21 protein-coding genes and 1 tRNA gene are annotated in these 19,254 nt (G+C 43.5%); 9 read left to right on the forward strand and 13 right to left on the reverse strand.

Annotated elements, in window-relative coordinates; all coding sequences use genetic code 11:
* Nucleotides 1–12: 12 nt before the first annotated feature.
* From AB1Y31_05785 to mtnA, 3 genes are read right to left on the reverse strand one after another with little or no spacing between them, the layout of a single operon-like run.
* Nucleotides 13–318 carry a DUF190 domain-containing protein gene (locus AB1Y31_05785; protein ID MEW4982675.1) on the reverse strand — a complete coding sequence of 102 codons (306 nt, stop codon included), beginning with the start codon at nucleotides 316–318 and terminating at the stop codon, nucleotides 13–15.
* Nucleotides 315–689: a fluoride efflux transporter CrcB gene (gene crcB, locus AB1Y31_05790; protein MEW4982676.1), complete on the reverse strand. Its 375-nt coding sequence runs from the start codon at nucleotides 687–689 to the stop codon at nucleotides 315–317. The genes AB1Y31_05785 and crcB overlap by 4 nt, the downstream gene beginning before the upstream one ends.
* Before the next feature lie 16 nt (nucleotides 690–705).
* Nucleotides 706–1,737 carry an S-methyl-5-thioribose-1-phosphate isomerase gene (gene mtnA, locus AB1Y31_05795; GenBank protein MEW4982677.1) on the reverse strand — a complete coding sequence of 344 codons (1,032 nt, stop codon included), beginning with the start codon at nucleotides 1,735–1,737 and terminating at the stop codon, nucleotides 706–708.
* Nucleotides 1,738–1,741: 4 nt separating this feature from the next.
* Here mtnA and AB1Y31_05800 point away from each other — a divergent pair, with 4 nt between their 5' ends.
* The 5 genes from AB1Y31_05800 to AB1Y31_05820 are packed head-to-tail and all read left to right on the forward strand — an operon-like array spanning nucleotide 1,742 to nucleotide 6,513.
* Complete coding sequence (locus AB1Y31_05800) at nucleotides 1,742–3,076, forward strand: TRZ/ATZ family hydrolase (protein MEW4982678.1); 1,335 nt, start codon at nucleotides 1,742–1,744, stop codon at nucleotides 3,074–3,076.
* 9 nt (nucleotides 3,077–3,085) lie between these two features.
* Nucleotides 3,086–3,805: a bifunctional 2-polyprenyl-6-hydroxyphenol methylase/3-demethylubiquinol 3-O-methyltransferase UbiG gene (gene ubiG, locus AB1Y31_05805; protein ID MEW4982679.1), complete on the forward strand. Its 720-nt coding sequence runs from the start codon at nucleotides 3,086–3,088 to the stop codon at nucleotides 3,803–3,805.
* 6 nt (nucleotides 3,806–3,811) lie between these two features.
* The gene (locus tag AB1Y31_05810; GenBank protein MEW4982680.1) at nucleotides 3,812–4,495 is read left to right on the forward strand and encodes an HAD-IA family hydrolase; all 684 of its coding nucleotides are present in this window, start codon (nucleotides 3,812–3,814) and stop codon (nucleotides 4,493–4,495) included.
* Between the two features lie 13 nt (nucleotides 4,496–4,508).
* The gene (gene rmuC / locus AB1Y31_05815) at nucleotides 4,509–5,777 is read left to right on the forward strand and encodes a DNA recombination protein RmuC (protein MEW4982681.1); all 1,269 of its coding nucleotides are present in this window, start codon (nucleotides 4,509–4,511) and stop codon (nucleotides 5,775–5,777) included.
* On the forward strand, nucleotides 5,770–6,513 hold the full coding sequence (locus AB1Y31_05820; GenBank protein MEW4982682.1) for an SDR family NAD(P)-dependent oxidoreductase: 744 nt from the start codon (nucleotides 5,770–5,772) through the stop codon (nucleotides 6,511–6,513). Before rmuC ends, AB1Y31_05820 begins: the two co-directional genes overlap by 8 nt.
* On the opposite strand, the gene AB1Y31_05825 is transcribed toward AB1Y31_05820, so the two are convergent.
* From AB1Y31_05825 to AB1Y31_05835, 3 genes are all read right to left on the reverse strand, one after another.
* A complete protein-coding gene (locus tag AB1Y31_05825; protein ID MEW4982683.1) occupies nucleotides 6,510–7,628 on the reverse strand; it encodes a cysteine desulfurase family protein in 1,119 nt (372 codons plus the stop codon). The two genes, AB1Y31_05820 and AB1Y31_05825, sit on opposite strands and share 4 nt — an antisense overlap.
* 16 nt (nucleotides 7,629–7,644) lie before the next feature.
* Nucleotides 7,645–8,433 (reverse strand): serine O-acetyltransferase, encoded by a 789-nt coding sequence (gene cysE / locus AB1Y31_05830; protein ID MEW4982684.1) that lies wholly within the window; start codon nucleotides 8,431–8,433, stop codon nucleotides 7,645–7,647.
* Nucleotides 8,434–8,496: 63 nt separating this feature from the next.
* Entirely contained in the window at nucleotides 8,497–9,267 is a 771-nt protein-coding gene (locus AB1Y31_05835) for an RNA methyltransferase (protein MEW4982685.1), read from the reverse strand.
* A 58-nt stretch (nucleotides 9,268–9,325) separates the two neighbouring features.
* Here AB1Y31_05835 and AB1Y31_05840 point away from each other — a divergent pair, with 58 nt between their 5' ends.
* Nucleotides 9,326–10,126, forward strand: coding sequence for an inositol monophosphatase family protein (locus AB1Y31_05840; GenBank protein ID MEW4982686.1), 801 nt, complete (start codon nucleotides 9,326–9,328; stop codon nucleotides 10,124–10,126).
* A 75-nt stretch (nucleotides 10,127–10,201) separates the two neighbouring features.
* On the opposite strand, the gene secF is transcribed toward AB1Y31_05840, so the two are convergent.
* From secF to queA, 5 genes are read right to left on the reverse strand one after another with little or no spacing between them, the layout of a single operon-like run.
* Nucleotides 10,202–11,137 (reverse strand): protein translocase subunit SecF, encoded by a 936-nt coding sequence (secF, locus tag AB1Y31_05845; protein MEW4982687.1) that lies wholly within the window; start codon nucleotides 11,135–11,137, stop codon nucleotides 10,202–10,204.
* 3 nt (nucleotides 11,138–11,140) lie between these two features.
* A complete protein-coding gene (gene secD / locus AB1Y31_05850; GenBank protein MEW4982688.1) occupies nucleotides 11,141–12,997 on the reverse strand; it encodes a protein translocase subunit SecD in 1,857 nt (618 codons plus the stop codon).
* A gap of 24 nt (nucleotides 12,998–13,021) precedes the next feature.
* Nucleotides 13,022–13,393: a preprotein translocase subunit YajC gene (yajC, locus tag AB1Y31_05855; protein MEW4982689.1), complete on the reverse strand. Its 372-nt coding sequence runs from the start codon at nucleotides 13,391–13,393 to the stop codon at nucleotides 13,022–13,024.
* A 35-nt stretch (nucleotides 13,394–13,428) separates the two neighbouring features.
* On the reverse strand, nucleotides 13,429–14,544 hold the full coding sequence (gene tgt / locus AB1Y31_05860) for a tRNA guanosine(34) transglycosylase Tgt (GenBank protein MEW4982690.1): 1,116 nt from the start codon (nucleotides 14,542–14,544) through the stop codon (nucleotides 13,429–13,431).
* The gene (gene queA, locus AB1Y31_05865; GenBank protein ID MEW4982691.1) at nucleotides 14,534–15,574 is read right to left on the reverse strand and encodes a tRNA preQ1(34) S-adenosylmethionine ribosyltransferase-isomerase QueA; all 1,041 of its coding nucleotides are present in this window, start codon (nucleotides 15,572–15,574) and stop codon (nucleotides 14,534–14,536) included. The genes tgt and queA overlap by 11 nt, the downstream gene beginning before the upstream one ends.
* 112 nt (nucleotides 15,575–15,686) lie before the next feature.
* Between queA and AB1Y31_05870 the strand changes: the two genes are divergently transcribed.
* A tRNA-Leu gene (locus AB1Y31_05870) sits at nucleotides 15,687–15,771 on the forward strand.
* 326 nt (nucleotides 15,772–16,097) lie between these two features.
* Here AB1Y31_05870 and umuD read toward each other — a convergent pair.
* Nucleotides 16,098–16,697: a translesion error-prone DNA polymerase V autoproteolytic subunit gene (gene umuD, locus AB1Y31_05875; GenBank protein ID MEW4982692.1), complete on the reverse strand. Its 600-nt coding sequence runs from the start codon at nucleotides 16,695–16,697 to the stop codon at nucleotides 16,098–16,100.
* A gap of 234 nt (nucleotides 16,698–16,931) precedes the next feature.
* Nucleotides 16,932–17,780, reverse strand: coding sequence for a fumarylacetoacetate hydrolase family protein (locus tag AB1Y31_05880; protein MEW4982693.1), 849 nt, complete (start codon nucleotides 17,778–17,780; stop codon nucleotides 16,932–16,934).
* 106 nt (nucleotides 17,781–17,886) lie between these two features.
* Here AB1Y31_05880 and AB1Y31_05885 point away from each other — a divergent pair, with 106 nt between their 5' ends.
* Together AB1Y31_05885 and AB1Y31_05890 are read left to right on the forward strand one after the other, a co-directional pair.
* Entirely contained in the window at nucleotides 17,887–18,297 is a 411-nt protein-coding gene (locus tag AB1Y31_05885) for an MAPEG family protein (protein ID MEW4982694.1), read from the forward strand.
* Between the two features lie 111 nt (nucleotides 18,298–18,408).
* Nucleotides 18,409–19,254, forward strand: a complete 846-nt coding sequence (locus AB1Y31_05890) for an ABC transporter substrate-binding protein (GenBank protein ID MEW4982695.1) — start codon at nucleotides 18,409–18,411, stop codon at nucleotides 19,252–19,254.

Here is a 19,254-nt window from a genome sequence, read left to right on the forward strand (position 1 = left end):
TTTAAAGTTAGTTTAGAGGTGTCGTTCAGCCAACCAACTGATGGTTTGACTGAGGTTGAAGTTTTCTTTTAAGTGCTCAAGCACTGTGAGCACATTATTTGACTCATCAAAAAACTCAACCGTTATGGGCAAGTTGAATGATAAATCGATCAAAGACGAATCGTGTATTTTTCCTGATGAACCATAACCCTCTACACCGCGGTAGGCAGTGGCACCCGAAATGCTCTGGCTGTCATGAAGGTATTGCATAATCTCACTGAGTTGATGATCCGCTTCGGTCAAATAAACCCGAGCAATACGTACAGTTTCTGTTTTCATGTTCCCCTCGCTATTTGTAGCCCGCACCACGCCGCCAGTATGCATAAAATAACGCTAGCAAACACATTGGTGATGGCCTTTATTAAATAACCTTGCTCAATCAAATTAATGGTTTCAATGGAAAAGGTTGAAAACGTGGTGAACGCACCCAAAAAACCGACCAGTAAAATAGCCCTGGCTTCTGGCGAAATGGACAAGCGCTGCAAAAATAGCTCGTATAGCAAGCCCATTAACAATGAACCCAGAACATTGACAACCAGTGTGCCATAAGGAAAACCACGCCCAAGCCAGCTATAAATACCTGTAGACACGAGGAACCGCATTACCGCTCCAATTGAGCCACCTGCTGCAATCGCTAGAATTTGCGTCATCAGATTTCCATCAGTTCTAATTGATTAAAGCCTGCATTTTACTGGCATCTGGCGATTCAATCACCCCTTTTTCCGTCACAATGACGGATATTAACTCTGCCGGCGTCACATCAAACACGGGGTTCAACGCATTCACAATGCTCCCCTTGTAATTCGACGGCAGTATTTCATCTTGTGAACGTTGCTCGATAATAATGTCTTCGCCTGATTTGGCATTTATATCCAGCGTTGTTGTTGGCGCTACAACCATAACTTTAACACCATGATATTTCGCTAAAACCGCCAGCGAATACGTGCCAATCTTATTAGCAATATCACCATTCATACAAAGGCTGTCCGCACCAACGATAACCCAATCAATCATGCCTCTTTTCATCAACGATGCGGCGACGCTATCGGCCACCAAGGTGGCAGGAATATTGTCTTGTTGAAACTCCCAAAGCGTCAACCGAGCACCTTGATCCCAGGGACGTGTTTCACTGGCATATATTGTTTTAATTTGACCCTGCTGAAAACCTGTTCGAATCACACCCAACGCTGTGCCATAGCCACCGGTTGCCAACGCGCCGGCATTACAATGTGTCAGCACCCTTGTTTGCTCAAGGAAACTGTTGCTAGCGTGCAAGCTCATGGCCTTGTTCGCAGCAATATCTTCCGCTAGCCAATTATTCGCCCAACTTAATAGATTAATGACAGGGTCATTAACTTGTTTTGCCGCATTGAGCGCATTGGATAAATTAATCGCGGTAGGACGAGAAGATGCCAGCAAACCCAAGCGCTTGTGGAATCCTGCCAGAAACCTGATTGACGGGGCCTCAGCAATTGCCTCCTGCACCGCCAATACTGCCCCATAAGCTGCTGCTATTCCAATCGCTGGTGCGCCACGAACGACCATCTCTTTTATTGCCTCATACAAGGCTTGCGTGCTTGTTATATGTAGATATACTTCCTCTTTTGGTAACTGTCGCTGATCCAATAAGCGCAGACCATTATCGTGCCATGTCACTGGGCGAATGGTGTCGTATAACAACGCGTCTGTTTTAACCATATTTATGCAAGTAAGCCTTCAAATTAATGCCCGTTGGATTATAACGGTTGATCCTAACGATAGCGTACTGGAAAATCATGCCGTCATTATTAACAATGGCACGCTAATCGATATTTTGCCGCAATCGCAGGCTAACAAGTATTCACCTGTCGATCTCGTTGAGTTAAATGATCACGCCTTAGCACCTGGTTTTATCAACGCGCATACTCACGGCGCTATGAGCCTGCTAAAAGGCCTAGCTGATGATTTGCCGCTCGATGAATGGTTAAACGATCATATCTGGCCTGCCGAAACTGCATTGGCCGATGACGAATTTGTTCGAGATGGCTCTGAGTTGGCCATTGCCGAAATGATTAAAAGCGGCACTACCTGTTTCAACGATATGTATTTCTTTATTGACCAAACAGCCGCAACCGCCGCTCATATCGGCATTAGAGCTTGCCTTGGTATCCCTGTGATTGATTTCCCTACCCGCTGGGCGAAAGACCTCAATGAATACATCAGCAAGGGTCTTGCTGTACACGAGCGTTTTAATGGCCATGAGCTGATTAGTTTTTGCTTTGCGCCACACGCACCGTATACCGTTTGTGACGAATCATTAAAAACCATTCAACCGATCATGGATGAATTAGGTTTAGCCATGCACATCCATGCACACGAAACGAGCAATGAAGTAGAGCAGTCTCTTGCCGAACATGGGGTGACACCGATAGAACGGTTGAATCAGTTAGGCTTACTCAGTCCTGATTTAATAGCCGTGCACATGAACGCGCTGACCGATGCAGACATTCAAATGCTTGCACAATACAACGTAAACGTTATTCATTGCCCCGAATCCAACCTAAAGCTCGCCAGCGGCTTTTGCCCTGTATCCGCCTTGCTCAACGCAGGAATAAACGTTGCACTGGGAACAGATGGTTCCGCCAGTAATAATGATATTGATATGCTGGGTGAAACTCGCACAGCCGCACTATTGGCCAAAGGCGTTGCTAAAAAAGCAGACGCCCTTCCAGCTCATCAAGCGTTACGTATGGCTACTATAAACGGCGCGAAAGCACTCGGAATGGATGAAAAAATTGGATCGATTGAAATTGGTAAACAAGCAGATTTGTTCGCCATTAATTTAAATAGTCTTGAAACCCAACCTATTTACGATGTTATTTCGACACTCGTCTACTCGGCAAGTCGTTCACAAATTAGTGACGTATGGGTTGCCGGCCGTCGCCTTTTGCAGAACCATAAATTAACGACATTAGATGAAGCAGCCCTCCTCGAAAAGGCTAAACAGTGGCAAGGAAAAATCAGCCCGTTTCATCATCAACCCAATAAAGCGGTGTAAAATACTTTCATGACTCAAACTAACGATAATGTAAACCCTAGCGAAATCGAGAAATTCAGTTCTATGGCTTCTCATTGGTGGGATCCTGAGGGTGATTTCAAAACGCTTCATCAAATCAACCCTCTACGTCTCAACCTTGTTGATAAGCTCGTCTCTTTATCGGGCAAGGACGTTCTTGATGTAGGCTGCGGCGGCGGTATTTTATCTGAAGCAATGGCTGTTAAAGGCGCTAAGGTAACCGGTGTTGATTTAGGTAAAGAGCTACTGGATGTCGCAGACCTTCATAGTTTAGACAGTGGTGTTGCCGTTAATTACCAACACATCAGCGTGGAAAATCTAGCAGAGCAGCAACCCGGTCATTTTGACTGCGTGACCTGCATGGAAATGCTTGAACACGTTCCCGACCCTGTTGCCATTATTGAAGCGTGTTCAACGCTTGTTAAAGAGGGTGGCTATGTTTTTCTATCCACCTTAAATAGAAACCCTAAGTCTTACTTATTATCTATTGTCGGCGCAGAATATATTTTAGGCCTGCTACCAAGGGGCACCCATGATTACGCCAGTTTCATTAAGCCTTCTGAGCTCGCGTTGTGGGCCCGACAAGCCGGCCTAGAACTCCAAGATAGCCGCGGTATCGAATACAACCCCATTAGCGCTTCATTTTCTATGACCAGCGACATCAGTGTTAATTATATTTCTGTATTCAAAAAAATGACTAGCACTAAATAAGCCATCATGACCCCAACCATGAGTGACTGGCAAGTGGACGCCGTCTTGTTCGACCTAGATGGCGCATTAGTGGATACAGCGCCTGATTTAGCCGCCGCATTAAATGCCGCACTGGTACAAAACCAACTGGCTGAGCTACCGTACAAAACCATACGCCCTACCGTATCGAATGGCGCAAACGGTTTAATCAAGCTTGGCTTTGGCGCCCATTTATCTACCGAAAAACACGAAGAAATAAAAACCTTCTTTATTTCTCATTATCAGCAAAACATTGCAAGTAAATCCGCGTTATTTGAAGGCTTAGACGAAGCACTATTGCATCTAGAAAACAAGCAAGTACCTTGGGGTATTGTCACCAATAAGCCAGCATACCTAACCCTCCCGCTACTCAAAGAGTTAAAGCTTGATCAGCGCGCTAGCTGTGTCATCTGCGGTGACCAAGTAAAGAACCCAAAACCACACCCAGAATCCATTTATCTAGCCTGTAAACAAATGAAGATATTGCCAGACAATGCGGTTTATATTGGCGATGCTGAGCGTGACATTCGTGCCGGCAGACTGGCTGGCTTAAAAACCATCGCCTGTGCTTATGGCTATATCCCCGATACGGATAACATCAATAACTGGCAAGCCGACAAACAAGTCAGCTCTTCAATTGAATTATTAAAAGCGCTGCAATCGTTCACCTAACCCCATTAGAACGATGATTGAACTAAATGATTTTTTATTCATAATTGGCGGCGCAATCATTGGCTTTGCCGCCTGTTATTTCATTATGTTACGTGCTCACTCTAAGCTAAAAAATAACTTATTGGCTCATGAAACTCGTCAGGCTATTGAAAAGGAATTAAGCGAAAAGTCTAAGACTGATGAAGAAAAATTGATGCAGAGTTTTCGCGATAGTTTTGCCGCGCTGTCCGGTCAAGCGTTGAGAGAAAATAATGAAGAGTTTCTAAAACTCGCTAGGGAAAACTTCAGTAAGCAACAAAACACCGCTGAATCACGTTTAACTGAAAAGGAAAAAGCATTCAGCGACATGGTTTCACCGATTAAGGAAATTCTTAAACAAACCGATGAGCAGCTTAAAAAGCTAGAAGCCGATAGACAACAAACATATGGTTCGATTAGTCAGTATTTACAAAATATGACTGAAACACAACACCAGCTTCAAAGTGAAACTCGGAACCTTGTGCAAGCACTAAGAAGGCCTGAAGTACGCGGTCAGTGGGGCGAACTGACTCTAAAACGCTTAGCCGAACTCGCTGGCCTTGTCGAACACTGTGATTTCTTTGAACAAGAAAACTTAAATACTGCCGAAGGTGCTATGCGCCCCGATATGATCATTCGCATGCCTGATCAACGAGATATTGTGGTTGACGCTAAAACACCCCTAGATGCCTATTTAACGGCAACCGAACAAAGCAATGATGCTGAGCGTAAAAATCACCTACTAAGGCACGCCAAGCAAGTAAGAGACCGCGTAAAGGAACTCTCGAAAAAGGCATATTGGTCGCAGTTTAAAAATACACCCGACTTTGTTGTTTTATTTATTCCTGGCGATCAATTTCTAAGCGCCGCTCTTGAACAAGATCATGCCTTACTTGAAGACGCACTGGCGCAACACGTTATTTTGGCTACGCCGACCAGTTTAGTTGCTTTATTACGCGCTATCGCCTTCGGCTGGCGGCAACAAGCCAGTACCGACAATGCCGAAGCCATCAGAAAGCTAGGTGAAGAAATGTATGCCCGCCTAGCTACCTTTGTTGAGCATATGAGTCGAATAGGCAGTTCCTTAGACAAAAGCGTCGACCATTACAACAAAGCCGTCGGTTCCTTAGAGCGTCAAGTTTTCCCGACCACTCGTAAATTTAAAGACCTTGGTATTGAAACACGTAAACCAGTGCCTGAAATAGAACCGATCGAAAAATCAACCCGCAAACCAACCAGCTTATTAAATACAAAAAATGAATAAACCTGTCCCCGTACCTTCACTCGACATTCAAGAGAACCAACTTAAAGGCCGTGTTTACCTTGTCACCGGCGCAACTGGCGGCTTAGGGCAAAGCATATCTTTAGCATTGGCAAAATTGGGTGCCAGCGTTGTCTTAACGGCTCGAAGTGAAGAAAAACTAGAAGCTCTCTACGATAAAATTGAAGAAGCCGGTTACCCAACAGCAGCCATTATTCCATTTGATTTAGAACAAACAGAGGAAGACATTTACAAGCAATTCATAAATTCTATTTACAATGAATTCAAACAATTAGACGGTATCATTCACACCGCCTGCAATATGGGGATTATTGGCCCAATTGGTAGCCAAGATGGTTCCGTGTGGCAAAAAGTTCAGCAAATAAATTTAAACTCCGCAGCCTTACTTAGCAAGGTTTGCATACCCCTTCTTCAGCAATCAGCACATGCGTCCCTCAGTTTCATCTCAGACTCCTCCGCTCGCCAAAGTAAAGCTTATTGGGGCGCTTATGGCGTCTCTAAGGTCGCTATTGAGAGTTTTTCGGCTATGTTGGCTGATGAATTAGAGTCGACATCTGTCGTCAGCAATGTTTTCATTCCCGGCCCTTGCATCCTACCCATCAGAAAGAAAACACACCCAGGCGAAGATGAAACACGATTAAGTACCTCACCAGAGCTTGCTAATAGCTTATTAAAGGTCGTACTCAGTGAACAATCAGGGCAATGTTTTTCGTATTAAGCGTTATGCTTCACAATCGCTTTTAAGCTAGAAACAAACTCTGATACATCAGCCAGTGTATTTTGCTGACCCACACTCACCCGAATAGCACTGAGCGCCAACTTATCGGAAAAACCCATTGCCTTTAGCACTGGGCTTGGCTCTTTGCTATTACTAGAACACGCTGAGCCACTGGAAATTGCTATCGCTTTTTGATCAAGCTGCATCAGTAGCATTTCACCGTCAACCTGATCAATTAGAATTTGGCTGGTGTTTGGCAAACGATCAACCGTTGAAGCAACGACAACTAAACCCTTAATGTCACTAATACCCTGCTCCAACTTTTGCTGCAGACTTAATACGTGTTCAGCGCGACGACTCAACGCCTGACTGGCTAGCTCAGCCGCTTTTCCAAAACCAATAATAGCGGCGACATTTTCTGTGCCCGGTCGGTAGCCTTTCTCTTGCCCTCCGCCATGCAATAAGGGGCTTATCCGAGTAAGCTTATCGTGAATGAGCGCACCGACACCCTTTGGCCCATAGATTTTATGTCCCGACAACGACATCAAATTCACATTCAGCGCATTAAAATCAACCGGCACTTTACCGACAGATTGAACCGCATCCGTATGGAAGACAATACCTTTTTCCTGCGCAAGTTGAGCCAATGGCGCAATAGGCTGAACCACGCCTGTTTCATTATTCGCATGCATGACGCTAATAAAACCTGTATCAACTTGAACTTTCTCTTCTAAAGTCTCTTTCGACATCAGACCATTACCATCTACCGTTAACTCGTCGGCTGTGAAGCCAGATAGTTCAAGGTTCTGTACCGACTCAACAATTGAAGGATGTTCAGTAGCCCCCAATAAGACATGCTTTTTTTTAGAACAAAAGGCCGTTGAAACCGCTAGGTTATTTGCTTCTGTACCGCCACTAGTGAAAATGACCTGATCCGAGCTGACATTAAGGAGCGCCGCCACTTGCTGTCTTGCTTGTTCAATAGCCGTTTTCACCGCCCTGCCATGTCTATGTAGACTAGAAGGGTTACCGTAAAACGTGGTTAAAAAGGGTTGCATTGCCTCTAACACCAATGGATCAATCGGTGTTGTGGCATTATGGTCAAAATAAATCATTTAGGATACGTAATATTTAATCGTCGTTTGGCTGCTTTTCTAAGCAAGTCGACCCTGTTCCATCATCAACTGGCTCACTGCAAATTTCTTCAACAGACCTTTCGTCAACCCCACCACCTAATGACTCTATTTCTTGGCACATACGCTCCATCTCTTTATCCATATAGTGAATATGCTCAAGCATACTATTAATGGCCACAGCGACAGGGTCTGGCATCTCTTGAGAAGCGCCGTAGGCATCGAAACCAATCTTCTTTGCCATGGCTTCTTGCTCAGGGCTAGGCTTCGTGGATTCAGCACTCACAACTCGGCCTGGTATACCAATGATCGTAGCATCCTCAGGCACCGTTCGTATAACAACAGCATTTGAGCCAATTCGAGCATTATCTCCAATCTCAATTGGCCCCAGTACTTTAGCGCCCGCACCAACCACCACGCCATCACCCAACGTTGGGTGTCTCTTACCTTTTTGCCAACTTGTTCCGCCCAGTGTTACGCCGTGATAAAGCGTGCAATCGTCACCAATCACAGCCGTCTCTCCAATAACCACGCCCATCCCGTGATCGATAAAAAAACGTTTACCGATAACCGCACCTGGGTGTATTTCAATGCCTGTTAGCCAACGTGCAAAGTACGCAGCAAATCGAGAGATAAACTTTAAGTTTGATTGCCATAACCAATGATTTAAACGGTGTAACAAAATGGCGTGAAAACCTGGATAGGTAGTGACCACTTCAAGCTTGTTACGCGCAGCCGGGTCACGGTCAAAAACGATATTTATATCTTCTTTTAATTGATTAAACATAATAGTGTGTCATTTATATCTTAGCGTTATTCTAACGTGTGTTCTTTCATCAAGAAGGAGTTTTTAACTACCCTTCTTAGCTCTCTTTATACCGTCCAGCTTGTTATTGATGGCTGTTAGGATTCCACGCAAGATATTCACTTCTGTTCGATTAAGTTCAGATCGGTAAAAAATTCGCCGTATCCGTTGTTGCAGTCTCTTGGTTTTATACAGTTGCAAAAACTCTGTTTTTTCGAGTGTTTTTAAAAGGTGATCAAAAAAGCCTTCGAATTCTTGGCTAGTGGCCGGCCTATCTTCAACCTCCGGCGACTCAATCACTTGCGCCCCAATCACCGCTGAATAAATTTCGTAACACATGACCTGCACTGCTGATGCAACATTTAACGAGCTAAAATCAGGGTTCGTTGGAATATGTAATAAATGATGACACAGTTCTAGCTCTTCATTCGTTAACCCGGAATTTTCACGCCCAAACACTAAGGCTACCGGCGCTTTTTTAGCGCCTGCGATTAACAACTCACGGCCTTTTTTTGGCCCCACTTCCGACCAGCCCAAGTGCCGAATTCTTGCACTAGCGCCAAGCACTAACTCACAAGGTTCTAACGCCTCTTGCAAACTGTCATAGACATGGGCATTCGCTAGAATATTATCTGCACCCGACGCTCTAGACGTTGCTTCCGCACTCGGAAAGATTTTCGGTTGTACAAGGGCTAAATCAGACAGCCCCATGTTTTTCATTGCACGCGCTGTCGCCCCAATATTACCTGGGTGAGAGGTTTGAACCAGTACAATTCTTATATTTGACAGTATTTCGTTATTTTCATCGACATTCAAAAGACATACTCCGGCTGTATCTGTTATCCTTTCGCCATTTTAAAGGCTAGGCAAAATCATGCACCCAATGTTAAATATTGCAATTAGAGCAGCAAGACAAGCAGGCGATATTATAATACGTTCAGCTGACTCAATTGACACTCTTAAGATAACAATTAAGAGCCAAAATGATTACGCTACAGAAATTGACAAGCGTGCGGAGGAAGAAATTATTCATACGCTTCTTACCGCTTACCCCGATCATGGTGTTTTAGCCGAAGAGTCAGGCTACCTAAATGAAGAAGCGGAATATATCTGGATTATTGATCCACTAGATGGAACCACTAATTATATGCACGGGTTTCCGCATTATGCTGTCTCCATTGCGTTAAAGAAAGGCAACACAATAGAACAAGCCGTTATTTATGACCCTGTACGTCAGGATCTATTTACTGCAACACGCGGGAAAGGCGCTATGCTTAATAACCGCCGCCTTCGCGTTGGTCGTCAGCGTAAAATTGAAGGCTCTTTTCTTGGCACAGGCTTCCCGTTTAAAAACAATAAGAACATTGACCCCTACTTAGATATCTTCCGTGATATTTTTTCAATAACCTCGGGTGTTAGGCGCGCGGGTGCGGCATCTCTTGACCTTGCCTATGTTGCAGCTGGGAAACTAGATGGCTTCTTTGAAATTGGCTTAAAACCGTGGGATTTTGCTGCCGGCATACTACTTATTCAAGAAGCGGGTGGTGTTGTCACCGATTTTTCAAATAACCACGATTACTTCAAAACAGGTAACATCGTCTGTGGTAACCCTAAAATGCACAGTGCACTACTGGAAAAAATCACACCGCATGCGAACAAGGTCATTAACAGTTAAGAACTTTACTTCACTGAATAAAAAAGCCGCTTTTTAAGCGGCTTTTTTATTGCATTCTATTTATTCCATTTTACTTTACGGAATTTTATCTAGCTCGTCTTGATCAACTTTTACAATAATCAAATCCGCCTTACTGATGCCCAGCGCAAGAGTAATTGGGCTGGCCACATAAATAGATGAATAAGTACCCACCAGTACACCCACGATAAGCGCCAGTGCGAAATCATGGATAATTTCACCACCTAACAAAAACAACGCCAATAACACCAATAGCGTGGTCAACGATGTCATGATTGTTCTACTTAACGTCTGATTTAATGACACATTCACAACATCCGTTGGTGAGCCTTTGCGTAAGGTTCTAAAGTTCTCTCTAACCCGATCGAAAACAACAATCGTGTCATTCAACGAATAACCAATAACCGCCAAAATAGCCGCTAACACCGTTAAATCAAACTCAAACTGAAACACTGAAAAGAAACCCAAGGTAATAATAACGTCATGAGCCAGAGCACCTACAGAACCAATGGCAAACCTATATTCAAACCGAATCGCCACGTAAATCAGAATACAAATAAGTGCATATAGCAACGCTAAACCGCCATCTTCTTGCAACTCTTCACCTACTTGAGGACCGACAAACTCAGCACGCCTTAATTCACTTTTTTGATTAAAGCTATCATTCACCAGCGATAGTACTTTATTACTTAACGCCGCTGTATTAAGCGCGTCATTCGGCATTAGGCGAATTAACACTTCTTTAGACGAGCCAAAATGTTGCACAACGGCACCATTAAAGCCGCCATTATCCAATAAGCTTCTTAAGTCCTTTAGTTCAACAGGTTCTGCAAAACTGAGTTCAACCAAAGTGCCACCGGTAAAATCGATGCCTTTTTTGAGCCCTTGTGTTGCCAAAGAAGTAATAGACACAATCATCAGCAACGCTGAAAAAACAAATGCTATTTTTCGCTTATTTAAAAAATCAATCTTAATTGTATTTTTATCACTCATAACTTAAATCTTCAATGTGTCTATTTGACGGCTACCGTAGGTAGCATTAACCAACGCTCTTGTACCGATAATAGCGGTGAACATAGAGGTTAAAATACCAATGCTAAGGGTAATAGCGAAACCTTTTATCGGGCCAGTGCCAAAACCAAAAAGGATAATAGCGGCAATTAACGTGGTGATATTTGCATCGGTAATGGTTGAAAAAGCCTTCTCATAACCCGCATGAATACTAGCCTGAGGTGAATTCCCGTTTCTCAGCTCTTCTTTAATCCGTTCAAAAATCAGCACATTAGCGTCAACCGCCATACCCACTGTTAGCACAATACCCGCTATGCCCGGCAACGTGAGTGTAGCTTGTAAGAGTGACAAAACAGCAACAATAAAAATCAAGTTAACTGCCAACGCCACGTCAGCAAATAGGCCAAACGTTTTATAGTAAACGGCCATAAACACCAATACTAAGGCAAAACCAATCATCACAGAGTTAAAGCCCATATCGATATTATCCTGCCCCAAGCTTGGGCCAACGGTACGTTCTTCAACAATATCAATAGGGGCAGCCAAGGCACCTGCTCGTAATAACAAGGCTAAATCACGCGCTTCTGCCGAATTATCTAAACCCGTCGTTTGGAAACGGTTGCTAAAGTGACCACGAATGGTTGCGACATTTATCACTTCTTCAACAATCGTTTTATAACGAACCGGTTTGCCATTAACTATTTTGGTTTCCGTTCTATGCTCAATAAAAACGACCGCCATTGGGTTGCCAACATTCTCACGCGTGGTTTTGCTCATCTTCTTACCACCCGGGCCATCCAATGAGACTGACACCATTGCTGAGCCAGTATCACTTTCGATACCTGATGACGCATCAACAATTTCATCACCCGTTACGATGACCTGTTTCTTCAGCAACACCTGACCACCGTCACGGCGGTTATACAATTTTGAGCCAATGGGCACTCTGCCCGTCGACGCTGAAGACACCGTATGTTTTGTATCAACCATATGGTATTCAAGCGTTGCAGTGGCGCCTAAAATCTCTTTTGCCCTCGCTGTGTCTTGTATACCAGGTAGCTCAACAACAATACGGTTGTCGCCTTGTCGTTGAATAACCGGTTCCGCTACACCTAATTCATTCACTCGGTTCTTTAGCGTAATAATGTTTTGTTGAACCGCATAATTCCTAACATTCGTTAATTCTTTACCAGACATACTAGCGATTAACGTCGGTGTAGATGACGGTGTTGTCTCTGGTTCAAACTCCCAAGAACGGAACTGAGAGTCTAACTGACTGAGAGCATCGTCATGGATAGCTTGGTTTCTAAATTTAACGCGAATGTCGCCCTCATTAACAATGACACTCAGGTAGCGGAGTTTGTTTTCACGCAAGAATTGGCGAATATCAGTGGCTCCACGATCAATCGCTTGCTTTTCAGCTGCCTCCACATCTACCTCAAGCAAGAAATGCACACCACCGCGTAAATCCAAGCCTAAATACATCGGCGCAGCGTTTAGCGAACGAAGCCATTGTGGCGTCGCCGGGGCTAAATTTAGCGCAACAACATAATGCCTACCCAGCAAAGATTTAATGACATCGGCAGCCTTAAGCTGGTCTGTTGTATGACTAAACCGCAATAAAATTTGAGCATCAGTTAGCTCAGCCTTTAACGGCGTAATACTATTTTCTGTTAGCTTCTTTTTAACCTCGTTTACTAAACTGCTGTTGATAACAGCACCCCGTAAAGGTGAAATTTGTACAGAAGGGTCTTCGCCATATATATTTGGTAAGGCGTAAATTGAAGCAATAACCAGCGTTATTGCTATCATTAAATTTTTCCAAGCAGGAAAATGATTCATCATGACAACAGCTCGTTTAACGGTTTATTTTTTATTCTTTCCAGTCGCTTTGTAAGTGCCTTTAGGCATCACAGCTGAAATAGATGATTTTGTAATCTGAACTGACATATTGGTGCCAATTTCTAATGTAAGGAAGTGATCACCCACCTCGGTTATTTTCCCTAATACACCACCGGTAGTGACAATTTCATCACCTTTTTTAGAACTTGAAACTAATTGTTTATGTTGCTTGTTACGCTTTTGCTGAGGACGAATTAAAAGGAAGTAAAAAATAATAATTAAGGCAATGGGGAAAACCAAGCCTTCAAACCCAGGTCCCGCTGCTTCTTGAGCCGCCGTTGCAGTTTCTACCGCTTCTTCCGCTGCGACAGCATTTGATACTAAAAAATCCAACATATCTTTTCCTATTATTATATTAAGTTAATTATTTATTATGCCACAGCATCTGGGCTTTTACCTTGCTGCTCGTAAAAATCAACAACAAAATCAGCCAAATTACCTGCTTCTATTGATGTTCGTAAACCACGCATTAAATCTTGGTAGTAATGTAAGTTATGAATTGTGTTTAAGCGCGACCCCAGTATTTCCTTACATTTATCTAAATGGCGTAAGTACGAACGCGAATAATTCTTACACGTATAGCACTCACACGCCTCGTCAACCGGTCTTGTATCGAACTGGTACTTTTCATTTCTGATTTTAACCAAGCCCTTGCGCGTAAATAAATAACCATTTCTAGCATTACGCGTTGGCATCACGCAGTCGAACATATCAATACCTTTTAATACCGCTTCAACTATATCTTCGGGTTTGCCCACGCCCATCAAATATCGTGGCTTATCCTCAGGCATTTTAGGCACAATGTGGTCCAGCACCCGTTCTCGATCGTCTTTTGGCTCGCCTACCGATAAGCCTCCAACAGCAAAGCCATCAAAGTTAATATTTTTTAACTCTGCTAACGATTCATCGCGTAAGTTTTCGTACATACCGCCTTGAATGATACCGAATAAAGCAGATGGATTATCAGCATGCGCATCTTTACTTCTTTTAGCCCAGCGTAATGATAATTCCATCGATATCCGTGCTTCTTTTTCAGTGGCTGGAAATGGCGTACATTCATCAAAGATCATCACAATATCTGAACCTAACTTGCGCTGAACCTGCATCGACTCCTCTGGCCCCATAAAGACCTTTCGGCCATCAACAGGCGAACGAAAATGTACGCCTTTTTCAGTAATCTTACGCATTTCATCAAGGCTAAACACTTGAAAACCACCCGAGTCGGTAAGAATTGGTTTTTGCCAGTGCATAAAGTCATGTAAATCGCCATGCGCTTCAATTACTTCAACACCGGGGCGTAGCATTAGGTGAAAAGTATTGCCCAAAACGATTTCAGCGCCTAGATCCAGCAGCTCCTCTGGAGCCATTGCCTTAACTGTTCCGTATGTTCCAACTGGCATAAACACTGGCGTTTCAATAGTGCCGCGGTCAAACGTTAAGCGCCCCCGCCGTGCCTCAGAATCGGTATTTAATAAATCAAATTTCATTTTGTTTACCTTCATCTTGCATATTAGTTAAAAACATAGCGTCACCATAACTAAAAAAACGATACTGATGGTCAATAGCGTATTGATACACTGACTTTATTCTTTTATAACCTGAAAATGCGCTAACCAGCATCAACAAAGTAGATTCCGGCAAATGGAAATTTGTCAGCATCGCATCAACAACATTAAAGCTATAACCCGGTGTAATAAACAAATCAGTATCGCCGGTAAATGGCTTCAGTGTACCGTCTTTAGCAGCTGACTCTAATGAACGCATGGCTGTTGTACCCACTGCTATCACCCGCCCACCGTTCTGCTTCGTCACTTCAATTTTTTGCACCGTTTCGGCAGCCACCGTTAACCACTCCTTGTGCATAATGTGGTCAACAAGATTTTCTTCCCTAACCGGTTGAAAGGTTCCACTACCAACATGCAACGTCACGTAAGCGAAATCAACCCCTAACGATTTTATTTCATCGAGAATATTTGTATCAAAGTGCAAACCTGCCGTTGGAGCCGCCACCGCGCCTGGCTCACAGCTGAACACCGTTTGATAACGTTCAACATCCAACGTTTCATCATCCCTATCTATATAAGGTGGCAACGGCATATGCCCAACAGCATCTAAAACCGTGTCGATTGATTCCATAAAAGTGAGTTGAAACAAGTCACCATCACGGCCATTGACGATACACTCAAAGTCACCGTGTAGAATGATTTTCGCCCCTGCTTTAGGTGATTTACTACAGCGAATATGCGCCAATGCTGCTGTGTCATCAAGAACCCGCTCAAGCAAAATTTCGAGTTTTCCGCCCGTCTCTTTACGGCCAAACAAACGCGCAGGAATAACACGGGTATTATTAAAAACTAACAGGTCACCTTCTTTCAATAAAGACGGTAAATCAGAAAAAACCATATCCGATAGTTCAGCCTCATTAACCACTAATAAACGACTATCAACACGCTTATTTAACGGGTAACGCGCGATCAGCTCATTCGGTAACTGGTAATTAAAATCACTTTTTTTCATGGCGACGGATATTAACAGGTACAAAGAATATCAGCGAGTGCAAAAGAGCCTATTAAATTAATAATTCAATAGAGTTTAAATATGAAACTGTCTATAATGCCCACACTTATTTGCCGGGGTGGCGGAACTGGTAGACGCGCCGGATTCAAAATCCGGTTTCTTCGGAAGTGCCGGTTCGATTCCGGCCCTCGGTACCATATAAGCTTTCAGCAACAAACTGAAAGAGACTGCAAAGCCCTTTTTTAAAGGGCTTTTTAGTATCTACCGTCCTTTGACAAATCCGTAAGAAACCGCAATAAATACACTCCATTTACGCTACAACCAACGCTAAGAAATACCGCTGAACTATTTAAATAACTTTTTAGCATCTAAGACTTAATATTAAACGAGTAAGAGAAGCCAAGCATTCCACTGGTAACAATTTGTTTTTTGGGCGAAACAATCCGCCAAGCAAAACCAACATAGAAGTTATTGCAATCAACCAGCGCTATATTTTCGGGGTATGACACGATATTAAGCGTTTTTAGACGTTGTGGATAACGCTAGTCACGACACCCCAAATAACCATCTCTACCTCTTCTCTTATCGGTATATCAGAGTAATCTGGGTTCTCCGGCGCAAGGACTAGTTTGCCTTCTTTTGAACGTAGCCGTTTTACAGTCAGTTCCCCGTCTAATGCACAGACAACTATTTTACCGACGCCGGCATGTACCGAGCGATCTACCACAAGAACATCACCTGGGTGAATGCCTGCACCGAGCATCGACTCGCCTTCTGCTCGAACAAAAAAGGTAGACGACGGCTTTTTAATCAGCAGCTCATTAAGGTCTAGTCGTTTTTCTACATAATCATCTGCTGGTGACGGGAAACCCGCGGCAACACTGGCGCTATAGAAAGGAATCGAGGGTACAGGGCTATCAAGATCGGGGAAATAAATCGCTGGATGGTCTATGTTTTTAGTGGCCAGCAGCTTCTTTTTATGATCCAGCAGTTCACTAACAGTTGCTAGCAAACTTTCTGGAATCCTAACCGCTTTTGTTGCTTCTCCATAGACGGACGAGCCCTTCTTACGCCCTGCTCCAATGCGTGTTCCACCGTGTTTTTTAGGTTCTTTAACCATCATAAAAACCTCTTTAAAATAACTATTGAATAGTGTACAAAAATCAAATAGCAATTAAAAGGGCTTTTTAAGTTATCCACGAAAACTGTGGATAACTTTGTGGGCAACTGGAGTAAGCGCAGAAAATCAGATGACTGTCATGCACTTAGAAAAAATGGTCAATTTTTGAACATTAAAATCGAGCCTAGCAATTTTAGCTTGAGCACAAGCTCGGTCGTTTGCACAGATGCAATTTAGCTAAGCCGTATAGTCAACCACGGTATGCTTCTGAACACCTAGCCCCTCTACCTCTGCGATAACCTCGTCACCGGCATTAAGAAATTTTGGAGGATTCATCCCAAGCCCTACTCCTTCAGGTGTACCGGTAAAGATTAGGTCACCCGGTTGCAGGCTCATAAATTCGTTAATGTAACTAACCAGTTTTTTAACGGAATGAATCATCGTCTCTGTATTGCTCGATTGCACACGCTCACCGTTCACATCTAAACGAACATTGCATGATTGGTATTCCTTGAATTCATCCAGAGTAACAAAGTATGGCCCAATGGGCGCGAAGCTATCTGCGCTTTTACCCTTCAGCCATTGCCCACTGCGACTTTTCTGAAAATGCCTTTCTGAGACGTCAATGCCTGTACAAAACCCTGCGATATGTGCCTCTACTTCATCTTCGGTAATGTATTTCGCCGGCTTACCAATAATGATGACCAGCTCTATTTCCCAGTCAACTTTAGACGCGCCTTGAGGTCGTTCAATAAGATCAAATGGCCCGCTTAATGCGCTAACTGCTTTTGTGAACAGTACCGGTTCTGCCCGTGGTTTAGAGCCCGTTTCCTTAATGTGTTCATCATAATTCAAACCAACCGCTATGATTTTTCCTGGGTTTAATAAAGGCGCACCTATGCGTGAAGGCGTATGGATTACAGGAAGGCTATCGACATCAATACCCGCTAATTGAGCTAAACCACCATTCGCTAAAAACCCCGATGAAATAACATCGCAAATCCCTTCTAAAGAACGAATGACATTTTGACCGTCTAAGATGCAAGGAATTTCTTGACCAAGTAAACCAACATTAAGTAATTTCATGAGTGTTGTATTATGATTTTAAGGTTATTTAAAGAGTCTGATACTATAGCTGAACAAGGACATTAAAAAAAATAATCCAATTTAATCACGGACAGGAGATATTCATATGGGTAATTCAGTCGTCGCACTAGGTGGGTTTGCGCTTTGGACGTTAATTCTCGTTTTATCAGTCGCTACATTTCGCATCGTTAGCGACTTTGTTCTTAAACATGGTATCGCACTGAATCTTTTCAAGCCCGACGGCTCAGATGTGCCGGGGTTTGGTCAAAGGTTAACACGCGCCCACCTCAACTGCCTTGAAGTGCTACCCATTTTTGCCGCCACTATATTGATTGCCGCAATAGCCGATCAAATGAGCTTATTAGAGCCGACGGTTATGTATATTCTGTATGCGAGGGTTGCACAATCTATCGTACACATGATCTCCACTTCTCTTATTGCCGTATTAGTTCGCGGAACATTTTTTGTCATCCAACTAGCGCTATTAGCCAGTTATATTTGGCAAATTACTATGTAAATAAACAGACCGTTCTTTTATTTGAACAAACAAAGGGCTGAGCTCAGAAAAATTCTGGCTTCAGCCCTTTTACAACCTTCGTTCCCAGCTAAATAGCTTTATAATTAGCGCATGATATTTAAACAAACCCTGCGGCTGACATGCCTATTTATCGTCTTGTTAACGAGCGCTAATACGCTTGCTACGCCTCAGCGTATTGTCTCGCTAAACCTATGCGCCGATCAGTTATTAATGACGCTGTTAGCGCCCGAACGTTTAGTTGGAATCACCCAACTCGCATCTGATCCCGGAGCATCTTACTTATACCAAGAAGCCAGCCACTTTCATCAACACACCAGTCGTATTGAAGAAATAATGGCGCTCAAGCCAGACTTGGTTGTCGCTGGTGAGTTCACAGCCCAACCTACTAACCAATTGCTTGAGAGTTTGGGTTATCAGGTCATTAAGTTGGGTTTACCGGTCACTATTGACGGTGTTTTTCAGCAGATCAATTCTCTAGGCGAACAAATCGGCGAACCGGCCCGAGCGCAAGAGCTTGTTTCCAACATGCGAGAGGAACTCGCTAAAATCACAGCATTACGTGAAAAAAAATCCAAACGCGCGGTGGTGTATTACGCTAATGGCTTTACCGCTGGTCGGCATACCATCGTTAACGAAATTTTAAACATCGCAGGGCTTGATAATATTGCTAGCGAATTGAACCTAGATTTTGTCGCGCCTTTATCACTAGAGTCACTTCTGGCGTCAAAACCAGATGTTCTCCTTTTGGGACGTTTAAATGAAAATACCGATTCATTAGCGCATCAAGTATTACGGCATAACGCTATCCAGCAATACGCTACGTTGACACAGGTGCAAAAAATAATGATTCCCGATAGGTATTGGAGTTGCGCTGGGCCATCCAGCCTTGCCGCAGCAAGCTATTTACAACAACACTTACTGGGGGAAACTCACTAA

This window comes from Cycloclasticus sp. (genome assembly GCA_040743155.1).
Classification (GTDB): domain Bacteria; phylum Pseudomonadota; class Gammaproteobacteria; order Methylococcales; family Cycloclasticaceae; genus Cycloclasticus.